This window comes from Streptomyces sp. 4N124 (genome assembly GCF_052245395.1).
Taxonomy (GTDB): domain Bacteria; phylum Actinomycetota; class Actinomycetes; order Streptomycetales; family Streptomycetaceae; genus Streptomyces.
Genome location: NZ_JBQQBS010000005.1, coordinates 231,522 through 253,233, shown reverse-complemented (window position 1 = coordinate 253,233; position 21,712 = coordinate 231,522). Strand labels below are relative to the sequence as shown.

The window sequence follows — 21,712 nt, the reverse complement described above, 5'->3', positions numbered from 1 at the left end:
GTGATGGACAACCGTCCGTCGCGCCACCGCCTTGTCCGCATACGTTCTTCCCGCTGCGAGCCGTCGAGTCAACGGCGGCTCCCCATACGGGAGATCGGGGGTGCACTTGTGCGCATCGGACTGCTTACGGAGGGTGGCTATCCGTATGTGAGCGGTGACGCCAGGCTCTGGTGCGACCGGCTCGTGCGCGGGCTCGAGCAGCACGAGTTCGATGTCTACGCGCTCAGCCGCAGTGCACGCCAGGAGGACGAGGGCTGGGTGCCGCTGCCGTCGCAGGTCGGCCGGGTACGGACGGCGCCGCTGTGGACGGCCGAGGACGACGGTGTCCGGTACGGGCGGCGGGCGCGGCGGCGTTTCGCCGACTGCTACGGCGAGTTGGCGGCTGCCCTGTGCGCGACGGGGGACATCGGGGCGGAGGCCACCCCTGAGGCAGGGGCCACCTCCGAGGCGGACCGTTTCGGCAGCGCGCTGTACGGGCTCGCCGAACTCGCTCGCGACGAGGGCGGCCTGGTGGGAGCGCTCCGCTCCGAGACCGCCGTACGCGCTCTCGAACGCGCCTGTCGCGCACCCGGTGCCCTGCGCACGGCGCGGGAAGCGCGCGTTCCCGAACTCCTCACCGTCGCCGCGCACCTGGAACGCGTCCTGCGCCCCCTCTCGCTCGACTGGTACGAGGACGACGGGCTCGGCGCGGTCGACCTGTGCCACGCGGCGTCCGGCGGCCCGGCCGCCCTGCCCGGGCTGGTTGCCCGCCACTTCTCGGGCGTACCGCTGCTGGTGACCGAGTACGGCGTACAACTGCGCACGCACTACCTGACCGCCGGCGACGCGGCACCCGCCGTGCGGGCCCTGCTCGCGGCCTTCCACGGTCGGCTCGCCGCCGAGATCTACCGCCGGGCGGCCGTCATCACGCCCGGCAACTCGCACGCCCGCCGCTGGCAGGAGCGCTGCGGCGCCGATCGCGAGAAGCTGCGCACGGTCTACCCGGGCATGGAGGCCGCCCGCTTCACGGAGGTGGGTGAGGCGCCGGAGTGCGTGGATCCGGACACCCTGGTCTGGGTGGGCCGGATCGAACCCACCAAGGACCTGATCTCCCTGCTGCACGCCTTCGCGGAGGTGCGCAAGGAGGAACCGAAGACCCGGCTGCGGATCGTCGGCACCCCCTCGGGCGCCGACGGCACGGCCTATCTGGCCCACTGCAAGGCACTCGCCGCCCAGCTCTTCCCGGACGAGGCGGAGGGCCCGCACGCGGTCGGCCGCAACCCGGTGACCTTCGAGGAGATCGGCGGCCCCGAAGCCCCGACGCTCGCCGAGGCGTACGCCGGGGGAGCGGTGGCCGTCCTGTCCAGCGTCGTCGAGGGCTTCCCGATCGGCCTCGTCGAGGCCATGCTCTGCGGTCGCGCCACGGTGTCCACCGACGTCGGCGCCGTCGTGGAGGTCATCGGCGGCACCGGACTGGTCGTGCCGCCGCGCAATCCGCGGGCGCTCGCCGAGGCGTGCGTGGCGCTGCTGCGCGACTCCGAGCGCCGTGCACGCCTGGGCGCCGCCGCCCGCGCCCGCGCGCTCGAACTCTTCACGGTCGAGCAGAACACCGCGGCGTTCCACGGCATTTATCTGGAGATCGTCTCTCAGTGCCCGGTCCGCCGGGTCGTTCTCGACGACACCGGAGAACCCCTGCCGTTCGGTGTCCCCGCCGAAGCCCATGTCCCCGGCCGCTGGACCGACCCGGCGGCCCGCGTGGCGGCCCGTGGCGGCCCCGGCTGGGCGACGGGACGGCCGGTACGCGCGAGCGGCCCCGTACCCGCGACGGAGGGAGCACGATGAGCGACCTGGGCGAACTGGACCGCCCCGGCACACCGGCCGGCGCCGGAGCATGGGACACGCGCTCGGAGGAGTGGCTGTCGGGAGCCGCGTGCTTGAGCGATGACGGGCAGCCGCACGCACGGGGCGAGGCAGAGCCCGGCAAGCCCGCTCCCGACGCTGGCCCGGTCCACGGTCCCGGGCGCCGTGCCGCTGCCGCGGATCCGGTGAAGACACTGATGCACCGTCACCGTGAGCTGTGCGAACGCGCCGTGGATCCCCTGGAGATCGCGGCGGGCCTGGAGGCCCACGGTGTCACCGACCGCACTGCGTCCCGTTTCCGCCACCGGGACGTCTTCTCCCTGGCGGAGGAGATGTACGCCCGCGTCCCGCGCGACGGCGAGACAACCCACCGCCCCTCGCCGCCGACAGCCCTCCGGCTCCGAGCCGACTGGGCGCTGCTCACCCTGCTGCCGGGCGCACTGTGCGCGGCCACGCTGGCCGGCCTGCGCCTCACCCAGGGCCAACCACGCCTGATCACGGCGGCCGTGGGCGTCCTCGCCGTGACTCTGGGCATCCGCGTGGCCCTGTCCCGCGGCCCGCTCGCCCCGAAGGACCGCACGCCCGAGCCCGGCAGCGGCCTCTGGACCTGGTGGCTGGTGGCCTACGCCGTCCTCGGCGACGGACTGCTCCGCGCGGCCGTGGCCGGAGGACCCGACGCCCTGCCCATCGGCACCACGGACGGCGGCCCCTGGCCCCTCACCACCGCACCGGTCCTGGCCCTCACCCTGGCCTGCGCCCCCGCGGCGTGGAGCGCCCACCTCTTCGCCGCACGAGCCCGCCGCAAACTGACGGCCAGTCGTGGCCTGAACGAGTTCACCTCCTCCGTACGACCCCTGCTGTGCGGCACGTTCGCCCTGTTCCTTTGCCTCTTGACCGCCCTCCTCGCCCTGACCGGCGCCGCCCTGGACGAGCCCGCGGCCTACGCCCAGACCGTCACCCTGGGCGCCCTCCTGTTCCTGGCCCGCCTGCTCACCGCCCACGGCTTCACGCACGCCCCCGCGGTCGTCCTCATCGCGACGGCGACGGTCGAAGGAGCGGCCCTGGCCACGGTCTTCGCGGGCCGCCTCCCCGGCTGCGGCTTCCTGGCCACCCCGGTCGACACGCTCGTCGAGACCTGGGGCCCCGGCAGCGTCCCCGCCCTCGCCTGCGGAGCCGCGGCCCTGACCCTCCTGCTCCACGCGAACCGCCGACTGACGAGGGCGTCGGCCCACGCGCGATCGGACGGGTCGTCATGACACCCGCGCATCGGACGGGTCGCCACGACACGCGACGCGACAGCAGGCGACACACACCCCGGCCGGTCGGCTGTATGCCGGCCGCCCCGAACCACCACCCCCGAGAAGGAGAACCCCAGATGATCACCTCCCGACCCGGAACCTCGGCCCCGGGAGCCGCCCGATGAGGGTCCTGCTGATCGGAGCCAACGGCTACCTCGGCCGCTTCGTCGCCGACCGTCTGCTCGCCGACCCGGCCGTGCAGCTCACCGCACTCGGCCGTGGTGACGACGCGGACGTCCGCTTCGACCTCGCGTCCGGCAGCCCCGGCGCGCTCACCCGCTTCCTCGACGCGGTGCATCCCGGCGTCGTCGTCAACTGCGCCGGCGCCACCCGAGGCGGGGCCCGGGAACTCACCCGCCACAACACCGTCGCCGTCGCCACGGTCTGCGAGGCTCTGCGCCGCAGCGGCTGCGGCGCCCGCCTCGTCCAGATCGGCTGCGGCGCCGAGTACGGGCCGAGCCAGCCCGGCTCCTCCACGGCCGAGGACGCGGTGCCCCGCCCCGGTGGCCCGTACGGCGTCAGCAAACTCGCCGCCACCGAACTCGTCCTCGGCTCCGGCCTGGACGCCGTGGTCCTCCGCGTCTTCTCACCGGCAGGCCCCGGTACCCCCGCCGGCTCCCCGCTCGGCCGCCTGGCGGAGGCCATGCGCCGTGCCATGCAGTCCGGCGACGGCGAGCTCAAGCTCGGCGGCCTCGGCGTCCAGCGCGACTTCATCGACGTACGCGACGTCGCGCGCGCCGTGCACGCCGCGTCGCTCTCCGCCGCGCAGGGCGTCATCAACATCGGCTCGGGACGCGCTGTCCGTCTCCGTGACGCCGCCGCCGTCCTCGCGCGCGTGGCCGGATACGGCGGGGCCCTCCACGAACTCGACGGCCACCCCGGCCCCTTGAGGGCCACCATCGGCCACCCCCGCTCCGAATCGGACCACGTGGCACCGGTCGCGTACCCGTACCCGGACGGCTGCGGCAGCTGGCAGCAGGCCGATGTGCGCACCGCACGCGACCGGCTCGGCTGGCGCCCCCGGATCAATCTCGAAGAGTCCCTCGCCGACATCTGGATGGAGGCGGCATGCCGCATCTGACCAGCACCAAACCGAGCACAGCGAGCACGGACCTGCGCACCGGCTTCGGCATCCCGGGTTTCGCGCACCCCCTCGTCGCCCCCGCCGAGTGGGCTGAACTCACCCGCCCCGGCACGCCCGTGCACTGGGCCGTCCTCAATGTCGCCGACGGCCCGGGCACCCGTCCCGACCCGCACTGCCTGGAAGCGTCCGGCCGCCTCCGCAACGCGGGCCTGCGCGTCCTCGGCCACCTCGACACCACCTACGGCGCTCGCGTCTTCGGCGAGCTGATCTCCGAAGCGCACCGCTATCTCGACTGGTACCAGGTCGACGGCTTCCTCCTGGACCGCTGTCCCACCGAAGGCGCCGCGCTCCCGGAGATCCACCGCACGGTCACCACGCTCCGCGCGATCAGTGACGACCCCCACATCGTCCTCGGCCACGGCACCCATCCCCACCCCGGCTACGCCGAGAGCGCCGACCAGCTGGTCACCTTCTCCGGCCCGTGGAGCGACTACCGCTGGTCGCAGGTGGCGGAGTGGACCGCCGACCATCCGCCCGAGCGCTTCTGCCACTTGGTGCACGGAGTGCCCCTCGGCCACCTCGACGAGGCCCTGCGCATCGCCCGCTGGCAGGGTGCCTCGACGATCTGGTTCACCGACCGTACGGACCACGGCGGCCGCACCGACCCCTGGGAGACGATGCCCGGCTACTGGGACGAAATCGTCTCGCGGGTCGGAACGGGTGTCTCGGAATGAAAAAGGGCATGGCACTGTTACGGGGAGAACAACTGTAGTGATTGACCGACCAACGGAGCCCCCGTGTCGCTGCCACCCCTGGTCGAGCCAGCTCCTGAGCTCACCGTAGACGAGGTCCGCAGGTACTCCCGTCACCTGATCATCCCTGACGTCGGGATGGACGGGCAGAAGCGGCTGAAGAACGCCAAGGTGCTCTGTGTGGGCGCCGGCGGCCTGGGCTCGCCGGCGCTGATGTACCTGGCCGCCGCGGGTGTCGGCACCCTCGGCATCGTGGAGTTCGACGAGGTCGACGAGTCGAACCTGCAGCGCCAGATCATCCACAGCCAGGCCGACATCGGCCGCTCCAAGGCCGAGTCGGCCCGTGACTCCGTCAAGGGCATCAACCCGTACGTGAACGTGGTCCTTCACGAGGAGCGGCTCGAGGCCGACAACGTGATGGACATCTTCAGCCAGTACGACCTGATCGTCGACGGCACGGACAACTTCGCGACCCGCTACCTGGTCAACGACGCCTGCGTGCTGCTGAACAAGCCGTACGTCTGGGGTTCGATCTACCGCTTCGACGGCCAGGCCTCCGTCTTTTGGTCCGAGCACGGTCCCTGCTACCGCTGCCTGTACCCGGAGCCCCCGCCCCCCGGCATGGTCCCCTCCTGCGCCGAGGGCGGCGTCCTGGGTGTGCTGTGCGCGTCCATCGGCTCCATCCAGGTCAACGAGGCCATCAAGCTCCTCGCGGGCATCGGTGAGCCGCTCGTCGGCCGCCTGATGATCTACGACGCCCTGGAGATGCAGTACCGCCAGGTCAAGGTCCGCAAGGACCCGAACTGCGCGGTCTGCGGTGAGAACCCGACGGTCACCGAGCTCATCGACTACGAGGCCTTCTGCGGCGTCGTCTCCGAGGAGGCCCAGGAGGCGGCCGCCGGTTCGACGATCACTCCCAAGCAGCTCAAGGCGTGGATCGACGACGGCGAGAACATCGAGATCATCGACGTCCGCGAGATCAACGAGTACGAGATCGTCTCCATCCCGGGCGCCAAGCTGATCCCGAAGAACGAGTTCCTCATGGGCACCGCCCTGGAGACCCTCCCGCAGGACAAGAAGATCGTCTTGCACTGCAAGACGGGTGTCCGCAGTGCGGAAGTCCTGGCCGTGCTGAAGTCCGCGGGCTTCGCGGACGCCGTGCACGTCGGCGGCGGCGTGATCGGCTGGGTCAACCAGATCGAGCCGAGCAAGCCGGTCTACTGACCTCAGGTGTTCCGAACGGCGGGGGTCGCATGCACCACGGGTGCGCGCGGCCCCCGCCGTCGTCATGAACAGACCTTGCCGTCCTTCGGCACCTTGCCGTCGAGCAGATACGCGTTCACGGTCGAGTCGAGGCAGTCGTTCCCGTTGCCGTACGCGCCGTGACCCTCGCCCTTCCAGGTCAGCATCACGCCGACGCCCCGGCCCAGTTCGTCCGCCATCCTGCGGGCGCCCTCGTACGGCGTCGCCGGGTCGCCGGTGGTGCCGACCACCAGGATCGGCGCCGCTCCCGGCGCACTCACTTCCGGGGTCTCGTACTGTCCGGGCACCGGCCAGTCGTGGCAGAAGCCGGCCGTGTCCCAGCCGAAGAAGCGCCCGAAGACCGGCGAGATCTTCTCGAACTTCGGCAGCAGCTTCTTCGTCTCGGCGGCTGTCGGCCGCTCCTTGTCGTCCAAGCACGATATGGCTCGTTGTGAGTGGGTCGTCGTGCCGTAGTGGCCCGACGCGTCGCGCTCGTTGTAGCTGTCGGCGAGCGCCAGGAGTTCGGAGCCGTCGCCTTCCTCCGCCGCCGTCAGGGCACTGGTCAGCGTCGGCCAGGTCGACTGGTTGTACAGCGGCAGCGCGATGCCGGTGACCGCGAGCGTCTGTGTCAGCTCCCGGCCGGACGACGTCGGCAGCGGATCCGCGTCGATCCGGTCCAGCAGGTCCGCGACCTTCCGGGAGCCCTCCTCGGGGTCCTGGCCGGTGGACTTCACGTAGTTGTCCAGCGCGCGCTGGAAGCCCCTGGCCTGGTTCTCGGCGTGACCCACCGTCCCGGCGGTCGGGTCGACGACCGCGTCGAGGGTCAGCCGCCCCACGTTCTGCGGGAACAAGTGGGCGTAGACGCCGCCGAGTTCGGTGCCGTACGAGATGCCGAAGTAGTGCGTCTTGGCGTCGCCGAGGACCTGGCGCATCAGGTCCATGTCGCGGGCGGTGTCCGTGGTGGACACATGCGCCATCAGCTCCCCGGAGTCCTGCTCGCAGCCCTTCGCGAAGTCGGCCGCGCCCTGGAGATAGGCCTTTTCCTCGGCCGCGGTGTCCGGAGTGACGTCGACGGACTCTGCGGCCTGGATCTCCTTGTCGCCACGGCAGCGGACGCCCTCACTTGCGGCGACCCCGCGCGGGTCCCAGCTCACCAGGTCGTACCGCTCGCGGAGCTGGGAGTACGACGGTGAGAACGACGGCAGGGCGGAGACGCCCGAGCCACCCGGGCCGCCGAAGTTGAACAGCAGCGAGCCGATGCGGTCGTCCCCGGTGGCCTTGGCCCGGATCAGCGCGAGGCCGATCGTCTCGCCGTCCGGCTTCGCCCAGTCCAGCGGCACCTTGAGCGTCGCGCACTGCCACTCGCCGCCCGGCGCGGGCGAGTCCGCGGTGGCCTCGCAGCGCCCCCAGTCCAGCTTCTGCGTGGTCAGTGCGGAGGGCTGCTCTCCGCTCCCTTTCTCCCCGTCCTTGCCGTCGTCGGACGAGCCGCTGCTGCAGCCCGCCGCCAGGAGTGCGGCAGCGGCCGTCAGAGCCGTCCACCGGACGATACGCGCCATGTGCACTTCCCCCCTCGCAAGCCGTCCGCGTGGATCCGCGGATGGTGGTCAGGCCATGGTAGGCGGATCTCGCAGCACCTGTCGGACCCTGTGGATAACCTTCTGACCTGTGCGTTTGCCCGGATTCCGGCTTTGGTATCAGGAGCAGACGGCGCCTGCGGCCGGGACCTTCCCGTCGAGCAGATAGCCGTTCACCGCGCTCTGCACGCACTTGTTCTTGCTGTCGTAGGCGCCGTGCCCCTGCCCCTTGTACGTCAGCTCGACGCCCACGCCCTTGCCCAGGGCCTGCGCCATCTTGCGCGCGCCCTCGTACGGCGTGGCCGGGTCGCCGGTGTTGCCCACGACCAGGATCGGGGCCGCGCCGGGCGCGCTCACGTCGGGGTGGTCGGCGGAGCCCGCCACGGGCCAGTCCGTGCAGCTGATCATGGACCAGGCGAGATAGTCGCCGAACACCGGCGAGGCGGCCCGGAACTGCGGCAGCTGCCGCTCCACGTCGGCGGGGGTGTAACGCGGCTTGTCGTCCGCGCAGTTGATGGAGATGTTGGCCGCCGTGAGGTTGCTGTACTCGCCGTTCTCGTTGCGCCCGTTCAGTGAGTCGGACAGCAGCATGAGGATCTGGCCGTTGCCGTCGTACGCCTGATCCAGGCCCTGAGTGAGGTACTCCCAGAAGTCCTGGGAGTACAGCGCCTGTGCGATGCCGCTGGTCGCCGCGGTCTGGGTCAGCTCGCGGGGGAAGATGCCGGTGATCGGCTTGCTGTCGAGGTCCTTCAGCAGCTTGGCGATGCGGTTCTTGACGTCCTGCGCGCTGTCGCCGATCGGACAGTCCTCGACCTGCGAGGTGCAGTGCTCGGCGAAGTTGTCGAGTGCGAGCTGGAAGCCCGCGGCCTGGCCGAGCGAGCCCTGCTCGGGGTTCTCCGTCGGGTCGACGACCGCGTCGAACACGGCACGGCCCACGTTCTTGGGGAACAGATGGGCGTAGACACCGCCGAGTTCGGTGCCGTAGGAGATGCCGAAGTAGTGCAGCTTGTCGTCGCCGAGGACCTGGCGCATCAGGTCCAGGTCGCGGGCCGCGTCCGTGGTGCGCACATGCGGCAGGACCTTCTTGGAGTTCTTCTCGCAGGCCGCGTTGAACTCCTTGGTGATGTCCAGGAGTTCGGCGCGCTCGGTGGCGTCCTCGGGCGTGCCGTCCTGCTGGAAGTAGGAGTCGAGCTGCTGGTCGTTCTCGCACTTCACAGGGGCGCTGCGGCCCACTCCGCGCGGGTCGAAGCTCACCAGGTCGTAGCGGGTGCGCAGTTTCGCGTAGTCCTCGCCGAAGGCGGGCAGCGTGGTGACGCCGGAGCCGCCGGGCCCGCCGAAGTTGAAGATGAGCGAGCCGATGCGCTTGCTCTCGTCGCCGCTCGCCTTCGCGCGGATCAGGGCGATACCGATGGTGTCGCCCTTGGGCTCGTCCCAGTCGAGCGGCGCCTTCATGGTGCTGCACTGCCATTCATCGCCGTTCGCCAGGGGCGACGGAGCGCCTCCGCCGCCTTCCGCCTGCGACGGGGCCGGGCAGTCCTTCCAGCTCAGCGACTGGGCCGACAGGTCCTCGTTCTCGTCCTGCGAGTCGTCGCCGCAGCCCGCCAGCACGGCGGACAGCAGCACGGCGGTGGCGGTCAGGGCAGCGGCGCGCGGCCGGGAGCGGTTGGGCATGATCCCATCCTGCGGTCGCGCCCGGATGTGCGCTCGGGGCGCGAGCCGTACGAGGTACGACCTACAGGGCGCCCTTGCGCGTCAGGTGGTTGAAGGCCAGCCAGCCCGGCAGCACCGGCAGCCACAGTGTCAGCAGCCGGAACAGCAGCACCGCGGGGGCGGCGACCTCACTGGGCAGACCCACGGCGATCAGACCGACCGTCAGGGTCGCCTCGACCGCGCCCACACCGCCCGGTGTCGGGGCGGCGGACCCCAGTGCGTTGCCGGCGAGGAAGACGACGGCGACGCTGGCGATGCTGATCGAGGTCGATTCGTTGCCGAACGCGCGGATCGACGCGTCCAGGCACATCACGAAGCAGGCCGTCAGCAGGAGCATGCCGCCGATGCCGGTCAGCAGCTTCTGCGGGCGCTGCAGCACGTCGAGCATGCGCGGGACGACACCCGCGAACAGCGACCTCACGCGCGTGGAGACGAATTTCCGCAGGAACGGCACCGAGGTCACCACGAGCACCAGCACCGCCACCGTCAGCAGACCCGCGATGACCGTCCTGGATGGCGACAGCGACGGCGTCTTCTCGGTACCGGTGAGATAGCCGAAGGCCAGCAGCATCATGATGTGGGCGCCGAGCCCGAACAGCTGCGAGGCGCCGACACTCGCCACCGCGAGCCCTGGCCGCACCCCCTCGCGCTGCAGGAACCGCGTGTTCAGAGCTACGCCGCCCACCGCGGCCGGGGCGACGATCTTCACGAAGGACCCGGCGACCTGGGCGGCCACGGTCCGCACGAACGGCACCCGCTCCGGCACGAACCCCAGGAGCGCCATCGCCGCGGCGAAGTAGCTGCCCGCCGAGAACAGCACGGCCGCCGCGACCCAGCCCCACTCGGCGTTGGCGATCAGCGGACCGAACTCGATGTGCGTGAGCTGCGTCAGCAGGAAGTACGCGCCGATCGCACCGGCGATGAGGCTGATCAGCGTGCGTGGCTTCACCCGCTCCAGGCGGGCGGGCTCGACCGGCGCCTGCGGCCTGATCCGCAGCACCTCGTGGCGGATCTGCGTCAGCAGATCCTCCTCGCGCGCCTCCTCCACGGCCTCGTCGATGGCCCGCTTCTCGGCTCGCTGCTCCGCTCGTACGGCCTTCTTGTCGAGCTTGTCGAGCTTGTCGAGCTTGTCGAGTACGGGCTTCGTGTCCTCGTGGACCTCGCCGTGGGCCTCGTCCAGCCGGGCCTGCTTGGCCTGCCGGGACGCCTCCAGGACGGCGTCGCGCTCGCGCTGGGCCCGCTCCCGGGCCAGTTTCCGCAGCGTCGCGCGCGTGGAGCGCGTCAGCGCGATGGGCTGGAGCATCGGCAGGCAGTCGGCGACGGCGTCGGGACCGAGGACCTCGACCGCGGAGGCCACCGCGCGCTCGGCGCCGACGCGCAGCCCGAGCGTCGTCACCAGCTGGGCGATGTCCATGCGCAGCAGCAGTTCGCCGGCCGCGATCTCGCCGCCGCGCAGATCGGTGAGGATGACCGTGCCGGAACGATCCACCAGAATCGCGTCGCCTGCCAGCCGCCGGTGCGCGATCCGCCGCGACTGCAGTGCCTGCACCTGGTGCCAGGTGCTGCGCAGCAGATCGTCGGTGATCTCCTTGTCGTCCAGCGAGTCGAGTGTGCGTCCGCCGGAGTGCTCGTAGACGAGCATCACGGCGTCCGGGCCGAGCTCGGAAGTGGCGATCAGCTTGGGCGCGTTGGCACCGGCCGCGATGGCCGCGTAGGCGAGCAGCGCCTCCTGCTCCAGCGCCTGGCGCAGCGACTGCAGGCTGCGGCGGGTGGTGATGCCGCGCAGCGTCAGGTTGCGCCACACCCGGTAGAAGAAGCCCTGTGCCTGCTGCTCGCGGTCGACGACCGTGACGTCCAGTGGCGGACCGTCCTCCAGGGTGACGAAGTAGCGCCGGCCGCGGTCGCCGCTCTCCGTCGTCTCCTGTGCGTCCTCGCGGGAGGCGGTCACCGGACGGAAGCCCACATGCCTGAGGCCCGCCATCAGTGTCCGTCCGGTAGGACGGACGTTGGGCGAGCCGACCGCGTACAGCGTCCCGTAGGCGACGGTCCAGCCGATCAGCACCGTCAGGATGATCGAGAACGGCGTGGTGTAGCCGGTGACGAGCATCGAGAAGGCGTCCAGGAGCAGCACGATCCACAGCACCGCGCGCCAGCGGGGCCGGCGCGACATGCCCACGGCCGTCATGTAGGCGATGACCGGGGCGAGATAGCCGTGCACGGGGTCGGTGAGGGCGTGGATGTCGCCGGGAGAGGGTTGGGTGAGCGCTTCCTGGATCGAGTCGGGGGCCGCCTTGGCGACCCACAGATCGGTGGCGAGCGTCACTCCGTGCGCGAGGACCGCCGCGAGCACACCGTCGGCGATACGCAGCCCGTCCCGCTTGATCAGCCGCTCGATTGCGAACGCGACCGGCACCAGGAGGATCGCGATGCTGGACGCCAGTCCCGCGATCTTGATGAGCAGATCGGGTGCCTGCCCGGTGCCCTTGTTGATGTCCTGTTCGAGGCCCGAGGTGGTGCCGTGCGCGAACGCGGCGATCGCGATCAGTATGGCGACGGCCAGCACGCCCACCAGGAGCCGCATCAGGTCGGACGGGCGGTGCACGCGCGCGGGGAGGAGTGGTTCGTCGCCCTCGACCTCGTCGGTGTGCGTGTCGTCCTCGTCGGGGTGGGCCTCGTCGAAGTGCTCGGCACCTGGGCCGGAGTTGCTCGCGACCACCGCCTCCTCGGCTGTGTCGGGCGCGTCCTTGTCGTCCGCGTCGGCGGTGTGCGGGCGCGATGAAGCGTCAGAGGTGCTCTTCGCGTCCTCCGGGTGCACACCCTGCTGCTTCATCGTCTCTTCTTGATCTCGTATCACCGATCACCGCCCGCACGATGGTGGCATGCCCCACCGACACACGGGGGCATCAGGGTGCAAACGCGGGGGCGCACAGTCTGCCCGAAGCGCCGCTCGGGGGCGAGGGATACGCACAGTCACGAGGGCGTCACATTGTCGGTGGGGTGCGGCAGGATGGGACGGATGAGCGAGGAGAGCCTTCCGGAGTACGCAGAGCGGGTCCTCGAGGTCGCCGAGCTGATTCCGCCGGGGCGCGTGATGACGTACGGCGATGTCGCCGAGTGGCTTCAGAGCGAAGGGGGCGAGCGCGGAGCGCTCTCCGGCAAGGGCGGTGGTGGGCGACGGGAGGGAGGCCCCCGGCAGGTCGGCCGGGTGATGGCGCTCTACGGAGGAGCCGTCCCGTGGTGGCGGGTCATCCGCGCGGACGGCGTCCTGCTGCCCGGTCACGAGCTGCGGGCACTCGACCGCTACCGCGCGGAGGGCACACCGCTGAAGGAGGCGAGCAGGGCGGCCGAGGGCCACCTGCCTCGGGTCGACATGAAGCGGGCGCGGTGGGACGGCGGCGAACACGCGGAACCTCACACCTGACAGCTTCCGCCATCGGACCCACCCAGGGGCAACCTGTGGCCCGTACGGGGGAAGCAGGGCACGTCCGTGGCATGCCGTACGTTCGTGGGGTGAGGGACGCACGAGACGTGAGCGCACTGACGGGGCGGATGCGCCAATCGGAAGCCCTGCTTCCGCACCATCCGTCGGCGTAGCGTCGGCGGCACGCGTCCCCCTCACCACGCGGCCAACGCCCTCAACGCGCGGCGGCCATCCCACCCGTCTCCCGACCACCGCCCCTCAACGACGGCGCTCCGCGCCGGCAGTGACCATCCCAAGCACACCCACCAGGACCGGCGAACCACGTGAGCTCCTCTTCCTCCACCAGGCGCCTGTCGCACTCCCAGGTGCGACAGGGGAGCCGTGGCGCTTACCGGCTGGTCCGTACCCCACCGGCGCGAGTGGTTCCCCCTCATCTGGACGCCGCCCAGCGCTCGGTGGTTGACCACGGCGCCGGTCCACTGCTCGTCCTCGCCGGTCCGGGCACCGGCAAGACGACCACGCTCGTGGAGTCCGTGGCGGCCAGGATCGCCCGGGGCGCGGACCCCGAGCGGGTCCTCGTCCTGACGTTCAGCCGCAAGGCGGCCGTCGAACTGCGCGACCGCATGGCACTGCGCATAGGGGCGGCGCACGCGCCACAGGCGACCACCTTCCACTCGTTCTGCTACGCCCTGGTCCGCGCCCACCAGGACAGCGACCTGTTCGTGGAGCCCCTACGGCTGCTGTCGGGCCCCGAGCAGGACGTCGCCGTCCGGGAGCTGCTCGCCGGCCAGCCCGACCTGGAGCGGCTCGGCCTCGCACATGTGCGCTGGCCGGACGAGCTGCGCGCCTGTCTGACCACGCGCGGTTTCGCCGACGAGGTCCGCGCGGTCCTCGCCCGCAGCCGCGAGCTGGGCCTGGACCCCGATGCCCTCGATGCCTTCGCCCGCCGTATCGGACGCCCCGACTGGCGGGCGGCGGCCACCTTCCTCGCCGAGTACCTCGACGTGCTCGACCTGCAGGGCGTGCTCGACTACGCGGAACTCGTCCACCGCGCGGTGCTCCTGGCACGTCGCCCCGAGGTCGCCGCCCAGCTTGCCGACCGGTACGACGCCGTGTTCGTCGACGAGTACCAGGACACCGATCCGGCTCAGGTACGACTGCTGCACGCACTGGCGGGCGGCGGCCGCACCCTCGTCGCCTTCGGTGACCCCGACCAGTCGATCTACGCCTTCCGGGGCGCCGACGTGAACGGCATCCTGGAGTTCCCGGACGCCTTCCCGCGCGCGGACGGCCGCCCGGCGCCCATGGAGGTCCTGCGCACCACCCGTCGCTCCGGCGCCGACCTGCTGGGCGCCACCCGGCTGCTGACCCAGCGGATGCCGCTGACTCGGCTGCCCGCCGAGAAGGTCCGCGCTCACCGGGAGCTCACCCCGGTCCGTGACGGCGGTCGTGTCGAGGTCTATACGTACCCGACGCCCGGCACCGAGCTGGACAACATCGCCGACATCCTCCGCCGGGCGCATCTGGAGGACGGCGTCCCCTGGAGCGACATGGCCGTCCTGGTGCGCGCCGGGTCCCGCACCATCCCGACAGTCCGCCGCGCGCTGACAGCAGCCGGCGTCCCCCTCGACATAGACGGCGACGACCTGCCCCTGCGGCACGAACCTGCGGTGGCACCACTGCTGACGGCACTGCGGGCGGTGGCGACGGCGGAGGCGGCCGAGGGGGGCGTACGGGATGAGGGGGCAGGCGAGGCCGATGCCTCTGAAGGAGCCTCAGAAGAGACCGGCGCCTCCGGAGAAGCTGACGTCTCTGAAGAGGCCGATGCCTCTGAAAGAGCTGAGTCGGACACCTCCTGGCTCGACACCGAAACCGCCCTCACCCTGCTGGCCTCCCCGCTCGCCGGCATGGACGCGGCCGACCTGCGGCGTCTGGGCCGGGCGTTGCGCGAGGAGGAGCGGGCCGGGGGCAACCCGCTGCCGCCGCCGTCGGACGACCTCCTCGCGCGGGCGCTGGCAGAGCCGGAGCGACTGGTCGCGCACGATCCGGCGTACGCGCGGGGCGCTCAGCGTCTCGGCGCGCTGCTGCGCAAGGCACGTGAGCGCCTGGCCGGCGGTGGTACGGCGGAGGAGGCGCTGTGGGAGTTGTGGGACGGCACCCCGTGGCCCGCACGGCTGGAGCGGGCCGCCCGGCGCGGAGGCGCGGCCGGGCGCAACGCGGACCGCGACCTGGACGCCGTATGCGCCCTGTTCGCCACCGCGGCCCGTGCCGAGGAACGCACCGGCGGGCGTGGCGCCCTCAACTTCCTGGAGGAGATCGAGGCCGAGGACATCGCCGCCGACACACTCACGCGGCGTGCCGTACGACCGGACGCGGTGCGCCTGATGACCGCGCACCGCTCGAAGGGCCTGGAGTGGCGCCTGGTCGTCGTCGCGGGCGTGCAGGAGGGCCTGTGGCCGGACCTGCGCCGCCGCGGCTCCCTCCTGGAGGCCGACCGCATCGGCCGCGACGGACTGGCCGAACCGCTCACCCCGGGCGCTCTGCTCGCCGAGGAGCGCCGCCTGTTCTACGTGGCCGCCACGCGCGCGCGTGAACGCCTCGTCGTGACGGCGGTGAAGGCGCCCGCGGACGACGGCGACCAGCCGTCCCGCTTCCTGACCGAACTGGGCGTCGAACCGAAGGACGTGACGGGTCGCCCGCGCCGCCCGCTGTCCGTCGCGGCGCTCGTGGCCGAACTGCGCGCCACGACGGTCGACCCGCGTGTCTCCGACACCCTCAGGGAGGCCGCCGCCCGCAGGCTGGCCCGGCTCGCCGCGCTCGCCGACGAGGACGGCCGCCCCCTGGTGCCGTCCGCGCACCCCTACCGCTGGTGGGGCATGTTCGAGCCGACCGAGTCCAAGGTGCCGCTGCGCAACCGCGACCAGCCCGTCGTCCTCTCCGGCAGCGCCCTCGACCAGCTCGCCAACACCTGTGCCCTGCAGTGGTTCCTGGGCCGCGAGGTGAAGGCGGACGCGCCCGCGACCGTCGCCCAGGGCTTCGGCAACGTGGTGCACGTCCTCGCCGACGAGGTCGCCTCCGGGCACACCCCGGCCGACCTCGCCGTCCTCATGGAGCGACTGGACTCGGTGTGGAACGCGCTCGCCTTCGACGCGCCCTGGAAGTCGGCGCAGGAGAAGGAGCACGCGCGCGTGGCGCTCGAACGGTTCCTGAAGTGGCACGTCATGGACCGGACGGGACGGACTCCGGTCGCCAGCGAGCACGACTTCGACGTCACCCTCGAAGCGGGCGACTACGAGGTGCGCATCCGCGGCCAGATGGACCGCGTCGAGGCGGACGGCGAGGGCCGCGCCTACGTCGTCGACTTCAAGACCGGCAAGCAGGCGCCCACGGCCGCCGAAGTCGCCCACCATCCTCAACTCGCCGTCTACCAACTCGCGGTCCGCGAGGGCGCCGTCGACGACGCCTTCGACGGGAGCCGCCCCGAGCCGGGCGGCGCCGAACTCGTCCAGCTGCGCCAGGGCGCCGCCCAGCGGGACGGCGGCGAGACCCTGCCCAAGGTGCAGGCGCAACAACCTCTGGAGGGGGAGTGGGTCGGCGACCTGCTCGCCACCGCCGCGGGCAAGGTCCTGGACGAGCGGTTCACGCCGACGTCCGGCCAGCACTGCGCGCACTGCGCGTTCCGGGCGTCGTGCAGCGCGCGCCCCGAGGGACGCCACGTGGTGGAGTGAGATACCGCACCACCTGTGTTGACCTGCGCTTCCTTCACCCCGGCCGCCGATTCGGCATCCACTGTCAGTGGCCGCCGCTAGCCTCTCTGAGGTGCCCGCTCGTATCACCGATCCCGACCAGCTCAAGGAGCTCCTCGGCATCCCGTTCACCCCGGAGCAGACGGCCTGCATCACCGCGCCGCCCGCCCCGCAGGTGATCGTGGCCGGAGCCGGTTCGGGCAAGACGACGGTGATGGCGGCCCGCGTGGTGTGGCTGGTCGGCACCGGGCAGGTCGCCCCCGAACAGGTCCTCGGCCTCACCTTCACCAACAAGGCCGCCGGTGAACTCGCCGAGCGCGTCCGCAAGGCACTGATCAAGGCGGGCGTCACCGACCCCGACGTCATCGACCCGGACAACCCTCCGGGCGAGCCCGTGATCTCGACGTACCACGCCTTCGCGGGCCGCCTGCTGACCGACCACGGCCTGCGCATCGGCCTCGAACCGACCTCCCGTCTGCTCGCCGACGCCACCCGCTACCAACTCGCCGCGCGTGTCCTGCGCGAGGCCCCGGGGCCCTACCCGGCGCTGACCCGCTCCTTCCCCGACCTGGTCGGGGACCTCCTCACCCTCGACGCCGAACTCGCCGAGCACCTCGTACGGCCCGAGGACCTGCGCGCCTACGACGCCGAGCTGCTGGGAGCCCTGCAAGGCGTCAAGCTCACCAACGCCGACCTGCGCAAGGTCCCCGAGGCCGCCGCCGCGCGCCGCGAACTCGCCGAGCTGGTGCTCCGCTACCGGGCCGCCAAGCGCGAGCGCGACCTGCTCGACTTCGGCGACCAGATCGCCCTCTCGGCCCGCCTCGCCGGGCTCCCCGAAGTGGGCCGCATCCTGCGCGACGAGTTCCGCGTGGTGCTGCTCGACGAGTACCAGGACACGTCGGTGGCCCAACGCGTCCTCCTGGCAGGCCTGTTCGGCAGCGGCACTGGCCACCCGGTGACCGCCGTCGGCGACCCCTGCCAGGCGATCTACGGCTGGCGCGGCGCCTCCGTCGCCAACCTCGACGACTTCCCCGAGCACTTCGCCCACGCCGACGGCCGGCCCGCCACCCGCCAGGCACTCAGCGAGAACCGCCGCAGCGGCGGCCGCCTCCTCGACCTGGCCAACGGCCTCGCCGAGCCCCTGCGCGCCATGCACGCGGGCGTGGAGGCCCTCCGCCCGGCCCCCGGCGCCGAACGCGACGGCCTGGTCCGCTGCGCCCTGTTGCGCACTCACGCCGAGGAGATCGACTGGATCGCCGACTCCGTCGCCCATCTCGTACGGACCGGAAAGGCGCCCGGCGAGATCGCCGTCCTGTGCCGCACGGCGACCGACTTCGCCGAGATCCAGGGCGCGCTCGTCGCCCGCGACATCCCGGTCGAGGTCGTCGGCCTGTCCGGGCTGCTGCACCTGCCCGAGATCGCCGACCTGGTTGCCGTCTGCGAAGTCCTTCAGGACCCCGGTGCCAACGCCTCGCTGGTCCGGCTGCTGACCGGACCGCGCTGGCGGATCGGCCCGCGCGACCTCGCTCTCCTGGGCCGGCGCGCCCGGCATCTCGTGTCGCACGCGCGCGTGGGCGCCGACGACGATCCGGACCGCCGGCTCGCCGAGGCGGTCGAGGGCGTCGACCCGTCCGAGGTGATCTCGCTCGCGGACGCCCTCGACACGTTCCTGGAGATGCCGATCGAGGCCCAGGGGGAGGACGACGGGCTGCCGTTCTCGCCGGACGCGCGCGTGCGGTTCGCCCGGCTCGCCGCCGAACTGCGCGATCTGCGCCGCTCCCTGTCCGACCCGCTGATGGACGTTCTCCACCGCGTCCTCGCCGTCACCGGCCTGGAAGTGGAACTCTCCGCGTCCCCGCACGCCCTGGCCGCACGCCGCCGCGAGACCCTGTCCAACTTCCTGGACATCGCCGCCTCGTTCGCCGCGGGCGACGGCGAGGCCACCCTGCTGGCCTTCCTCGGCTTCCTGCGTACCGCCGCGCAGTACGAGAAGGGCCTCGACAACGCCCTCCCCGGCGGCGAGAACACCGTCAAGGTGCTCACCGCGCACAAGTCCAAGGGCCTGGAGTGGGACGTCGTGGCCGTCCCCGGCCTGGTCACCGGCACCTTCCCCAGCACACAGGGCCGCGAGAAGTGGACCGCGCAGAGCAAGGTGCTGCCGCACGACCTGCGCGGCGACGCCGACACCCTGCCGGACGTCGGGGCATGGGACTCCCGAAGCCTGAAGGCCTTCCAGGAGGCGATGAAGGACCACCAGCACACCGAGGAACTCCGCCTCGGCTACGTCACGTTCACCCGCCCCCGCTCGCTCCTCCTCGGCTCCGGCCACTGGTGGGGGCCCTCGCAGAAGAAGCCCCGTGGCCCGTCCGACTTCCTCCAGGCGCTGTACGACCACTGCGCGGCCGGACACGGTGAGATCGAGGCCTGGGCGGACGAACCCGCCGAGGACGAGGAGAACCCGGCCCTGCACCGGGCGACCGTCGACCAGGTCTGGCCCCTGCCCCTCGACGACACGGCCCTCGCCCGCCGCCGCGTCGCCGCCGAGACGGTCCTGGCGCACCTGGAGGACCTCGCCTCCCACACCGACGGCCACCCGGGGGCCACACACGACCCGGACACATACGACGACCCGGACTGGCCGCCACCGGAGGACGACGAGGTCCTGGACGACGCATACGACGAAGAGGACACCCCCTTCGAGGAGGACCCGGGTGACTGGGAATCGTGGACCCCGGAACGTCCGACCGTCCCGCACCAGGCGGCACCTCCGGACCTCACCGAGCACTCCCGCGACACGGACCTCCCGCGCCCTCACCCCCGGCTCACCCCGGAGGAGGCCCGCACCATCGCCTCCTGGGACCGCGACCTCGACGCCCTCACCGGCGAACTCCTGCGCGCCCGGCAGGGGAGCACGGACGTACCCCTGCCGACGACCCTGACCGCGTCGCAGCTGATGCGCCTGGCCGCCGACCCGGACGGCTTCGCACAGGAGCTGGCCCGCCCCATGCCGCGCCCGCCGCAGCCCGCCGCACGCCGCGGCACCCGCTTCCACGCGTGGGTCGAAGCCCGCTTCGAAGAGCTGACGCTGCCCATGCTGGACCCCGAGGAACTGCCCGGCAGCGAAGCCGAGATCGCCGACGAACGCGATCTGGAGGCCCTCAAGGACGCCTTCGAGCGCACCCCGTACGCACACCGCACGCCCTACCGCGTGGAGGCCCCCTTCCAGCTCGCGATCGCCGGCCGGGTGATCCGCGGCCGGATCGACGCCGTCTACCGGGAGAGCGACGGCGACAGGACGTCGTACGAGATCGTCGACTGGAAGACCAGCCGTGCCCGCACCGCCGACCCCCTCCAGCTCGCCCTGTACCGGTTGGCCTGGGCCGAGCAGCAGGGCGTGCCCCTGGAGTCGGTCGACGCCGCGTTCGTGTATGTGCGCGGTGGTGATGTCGTACGACCGCCGGACCTCCCGGACCGGGCCGCGCTGGAGCGGCTGCTGACGGAGGAGCCGTCGTGTGACGAACCGCCCAATCAGGATGTCGGTGCGGGCCGATAGGCTCGTGACCATGAGCCAGTCCGTTGACAGTGCCGTCAGCGCCGTCCGCACGCACATCGAGCAGCACCGCGCCGCCTTCCTCGACGACCTCGCCGAGTGGCTGCGCATCCCGTCCGTGTCGGCGCAGCCCGACCACGCGGCCGATGTGCGCCGCAGCGCCGACTGGCTCGCCGCCAGGCTCAAGGAGACCGGCTTCCCCACGACCGAGGTGTGGCAGACACCCGGGGCGCCCGCCGTCTTCGCGGAGTGGCCCGCCGACGACCCCGAGGCGCCCACGGTCCTCGTCTACGGCCATCACGACGTCCAGCCCGCCGCCCGCGAGGACGGCTGGGACAGCGACCCCTTCGAGCCGGTCGTCCGTGAGAACCGCCTGTACGCGCGCGGGGCTGCCGACGACAAGGGCCAGGTGTTCTTCCACACACTCGGCGTCCGCGCGCACCTCGCCGCGACCGGCCGCACCACCCCGGCCGTCAACCTGAAGCTGCTGATCGAGGGCGAGGAGGAGTCCGGCTCCCCGCACTTCCGCGGGCTCGTCGAGGAGTACGCGGGCCGGCTCGCCGCCGACGCCGTGATCGTCTCCGACACCGGCATGTGGGCCGAGGACACCCCCACCGTGTGCACCGGCATGCGCGGCCTCGCCGAGTGCGAGATCCAGTTCCACGGCCCCGACCAGGACATCCACTCCGGTTCCTTCGGCGGCGCCGTACCCAACCCGGCGACCGTCGCCGCCCGCCTCGTCGCCGCGCTGCACGACGAACACGCGCGCGTGACGATCCCCGGCTTCTACGACGGCATCGTCGAACTCACCGACCAGGAGCGCGAACTCTTCGCCGAACTGCCCTTCGACGAGGAGCAGTGGCTGCGCACGGCCAAGTCGTACGCCACCCAGGGCGAGGCCGGGCACACCACCCTGGAGCGCCTCTGGGCCCGGCCCACCGCCGAGGTCAACGGCATCGGCGGCGGCTACCAGGGCCCCGGCAGCAAGACGATCATCCCCTCGTCCGCCATGGTGAAGCTCTCCTTCCGGCTCGTCGCGGGCCAGGAACCCGACCGCATCGAGGAGGCGGTCCGCGCCTGGGCCGCCGACCAGGTGCCCGCCGGAATCCGGCACGAGATCACGTTCTGCGCCGCCACGCGCCCGTGTCTGACGCCGCTGGACCACCCGGCCCTGCAGTCCGTCGTGCGGGCCATGGGCCGCGCGTTCGAAAGACCCGTGCGCTTCACGCGCGAGGGCGGCTCGGGACCCGCCGCCGACCTCCAGGACGTGCTCGGCGCGCCCGTGCTCTTCCTGGGCATCTCCGTCCCGTCCGACGGCTGGCACGCCCCGAACGAGAAGGTCGAGCTGGATCTGCTCCTCAAGGGCGTCGAGACCAGCGCATATCTGTGGGCCGACCTCGCGGACAACTGGCGTCATGCTCCCTGAGCCCTCCGCACCACCCGGAGGTGTGCCCCGCGCGGGGCACACTGGAAAGGCCGCCCCGCACCGCCATGCC

General features: G+C 72.0%; 12 protein-coding genes. 9 read left to right on the top strand and 3 right to left on the bottom strand.

Annotated features, from left to right (window positions below; all coding sequences use genetic code 11):
* Window positions 1-108: 108 nt before the first annotated feature.
* The 5 genes from ACTWQO_RS07555 to moeZ all read left to right on the top strand — a co-directional run bounded on the left by ACTWQO_RS07555 (window position 109) and on the right by moeZ (window position 6,197).
* Window positions 109-1,821, top strand: coding sequence for a DUF3492 domain-containing protein (locus tag ACTWQO_RS07555; protein ID WP_443236430.1), 1,713 nt, complete (start codon window positions 109-111; stop codon window positions 1,819-1,821).
* Window positions 1,818-3,095, top strand: a complete 1,278-nt coding sequence (locus ACTWQO_RS07550) for a hypothetical protein (RefSeq protein ID WP_443236429.1) — start codon at window positions 1,818-1,820, stop codon at window positions 3,093-3,095. The genes ACTWQO_RS07555 and ACTWQO_RS07550 overlap by 4 nt, the downstream gene beginning before the upstream one ends.
* A 163-nt stretch (window positions 3,096-3,258) precedes the next feature.
* Window positions 3,259-4,218, top strand: coding sequence for an NAD-dependent epimerase/dehydratase family protein (locus ACTWQO_RS07545; protein WP_443236428.1), 960 nt, complete (start codon window positions 3,259-3,261; stop codon window positions 4,216-4,218).
* The gene (locus ACTWQO_RS07540) at window positions 4,206-4,955 is read left to right on the top strand and encodes a spherulation-specific family 4 protein (RefSeq protein WP_443236427.1); all 750 of its coding nucleotides are present in this window, start codon (window positions 4,206-4,208) and stop codon (window positions 4,953-4,955) included. The genes ACTWQO_RS07545 and ACTWQO_RS07540 overlap by 13 nt, the downstream gene beginning before the upstream one ends.
* A gap of 63 nt (window positions 4,956-5,018) precedes the next feature.
* Window positions 5,019-6,197, top strand: coding sequence for an adenylyltransferase/sulfurtransferase MoeZ (gene moeZ, locus ACTWQO_RS07535; RefSeq protein WP_443236426.1), 1,179 nt, complete (start codon window positions 5,019-5,021; stop codon window positions 6,195-6,197).
* A gap of 62 nt (window positions 6,198-6,259) precedes the next feature.
* Here moeZ and ACTWQO_RS07530 read toward each other — a convergent pair whose 3' ends face one another.
* The 3 genes from ACTWQO_RS07530 to ACTWQO_RS07520 form a co-directional block, all read right to left on the bottom strand.
* The gene (locus tag ACTWQO_RS07530) at window positions 6,260-7,771 is read right to left on the bottom strand and encodes an alpha/beta hydrolase (RefSeq protein WP_443236425.1); all 1,512 of its coding nucleotides are present in this window, start codon (window positions 7,769-7,771) and stop codon (window positions 6,260-6,262) included.
* 138 nt (window positions 7,772-7,909) lie between these two features.
* Window positions 7,910-9,460, bottom strand: coding sequence for an alpha/beta hydrolase (locus tag ACTWQO_RS07525; RefSeq protein WP_443236424.1), 1,551 nt, complete (start codon window positions 9,458-9,460; stop codon window positions 7,910-7,912).
* 61 nt (window positions 9,461-9,521) lie between these two features.
* Window positions 9,522-12,329: a lysylphosphatidylglycerol synthase transmembrane domain-containing protein gene (locus tag ACTWQO_RS07520; protein ID WP_443236423.1), complete on the bottom strand. Its 2,808-nt coding sequence runs from the start codon at window positions 12,327-12,329 to the stop codon at window positions 9,522-9,524.
* 177 nt (window positions 12,330-12,506) lie between these two features.
* On the opposite strand from ACTWQO_RS07520, the gene ACTWQO_RS07515 reads away from it, so the two are divergent.
* The 4 genes from ACTWQO_RS07515 (at window position 12,507) to ACTWQO_RS07500 (ending at window position 21,642) form a co-directional block, all read left to right on the top strand.
* The gene (locus tag ACTWQO_RS07515; protein WP_443236422.1) at window positions 12,507-12,920 is read left to right on the top strand and encodes an MGMT family protein; all 414 of its coding nucleotides are present in this window, start codon (window positions 12,507-12,509) and stop codon (window positions 12,918-12,920) included.
* 323 nt (window positions 12,921-13,243) lie between these two features.
* Complete coding sequence (locus ACTWQO_RS07510) at window positions 13,244-16,648, top strand: ATP-dependent helicase (protein ID WP_443236421.1); 3,405 nt, start codon at window positions 13,244-13,246, stop codon at window positions 16,646-16,648.
* A gap of 91 nt (window positions 16,649-16,739) precedes the next feature.
* Window positions 16,740-20,219, top strand: coding sequence for a UvrD-helicase domain-containing protein (locus ACTWQO_RS07505; protein ID WP_443236420.1), 3,480 nt, complete (start codon window positions 16,740-16,742; stop codon window positions 20,217-20,219).
* 10 nt (window positions 20,220-20,229) lie between these two features.
* Window positions 20,230-21,642, top strand: coding sequence for a dipeptidase (locus tag ACTWQO_RS07500; protein ID WP_443236419.1), 1,413 nt, complete (start codon window positions 20,230-20,232; stop codon window positions 21,640-21,642).
* The last annotated feature ends 70 nt before the right edge of the window (window positions 21,643-21,712 follow it).

Coding starts and splice junctions, on each gene's coding strand:
- ACTWQO_RS07520 (WP_443236423.1), bottom strand. CDS start 12,329: ATGAAGCAGCAGGGTGTGCACCCGGAGGACGCGAAGAGCACCTCTGAC.
- ACTWQO_RS07550 (WP_443236429.1), top strand. CDS start 1,818: ATGAGCGACCTGGGCGAACTGGACCGCCCCGGCACACCGGCCGGCGCC.
- ACTWQO_RS07540 (WP_443236427.1), top strand. CDS start 4,206: ATGCCGCATCTGACCAGCACCAAACCGAGCACAGCGAGCACGGACCTG.
- ACTWQO_RS07525 (WP_443236424.1), bottom strand. CDS start 9,460: ATGCCCAACCGCTCCCGGCCGCGCGCCGCTGCCCTGACCGCCACCGCC.
- ACTWQO_RS07545 (WP_443236428.1), top strand. CDS start 3,259: ATGAGGGTCCTGCTGATCGGAGCCAACGGCTACCTCGGCCGCTTCGTC.
- ACTWQO_RS07515 (WP_443236422.1), top strand. CDS start 12,507: ATGGGACGGATGAGCGAGGAGAGCCTTCCGGAGTACGCAGAGCGGGTC.
- ACTWQO_RS07530 (WP_443236425.1), bottom strand. CDS start 7,771: ATGGCGCGTATCGTCCGGTGGACGGCTCTGACGGCCGCTGCCGCACTC.
- ACTWQO_RS07500 (WP_443236419.1), top strand. CDS start 20,230: ATGAGCCAGTCCGTTGACAGTGCCGTCAGCGCCGTCCGCACGCACATC.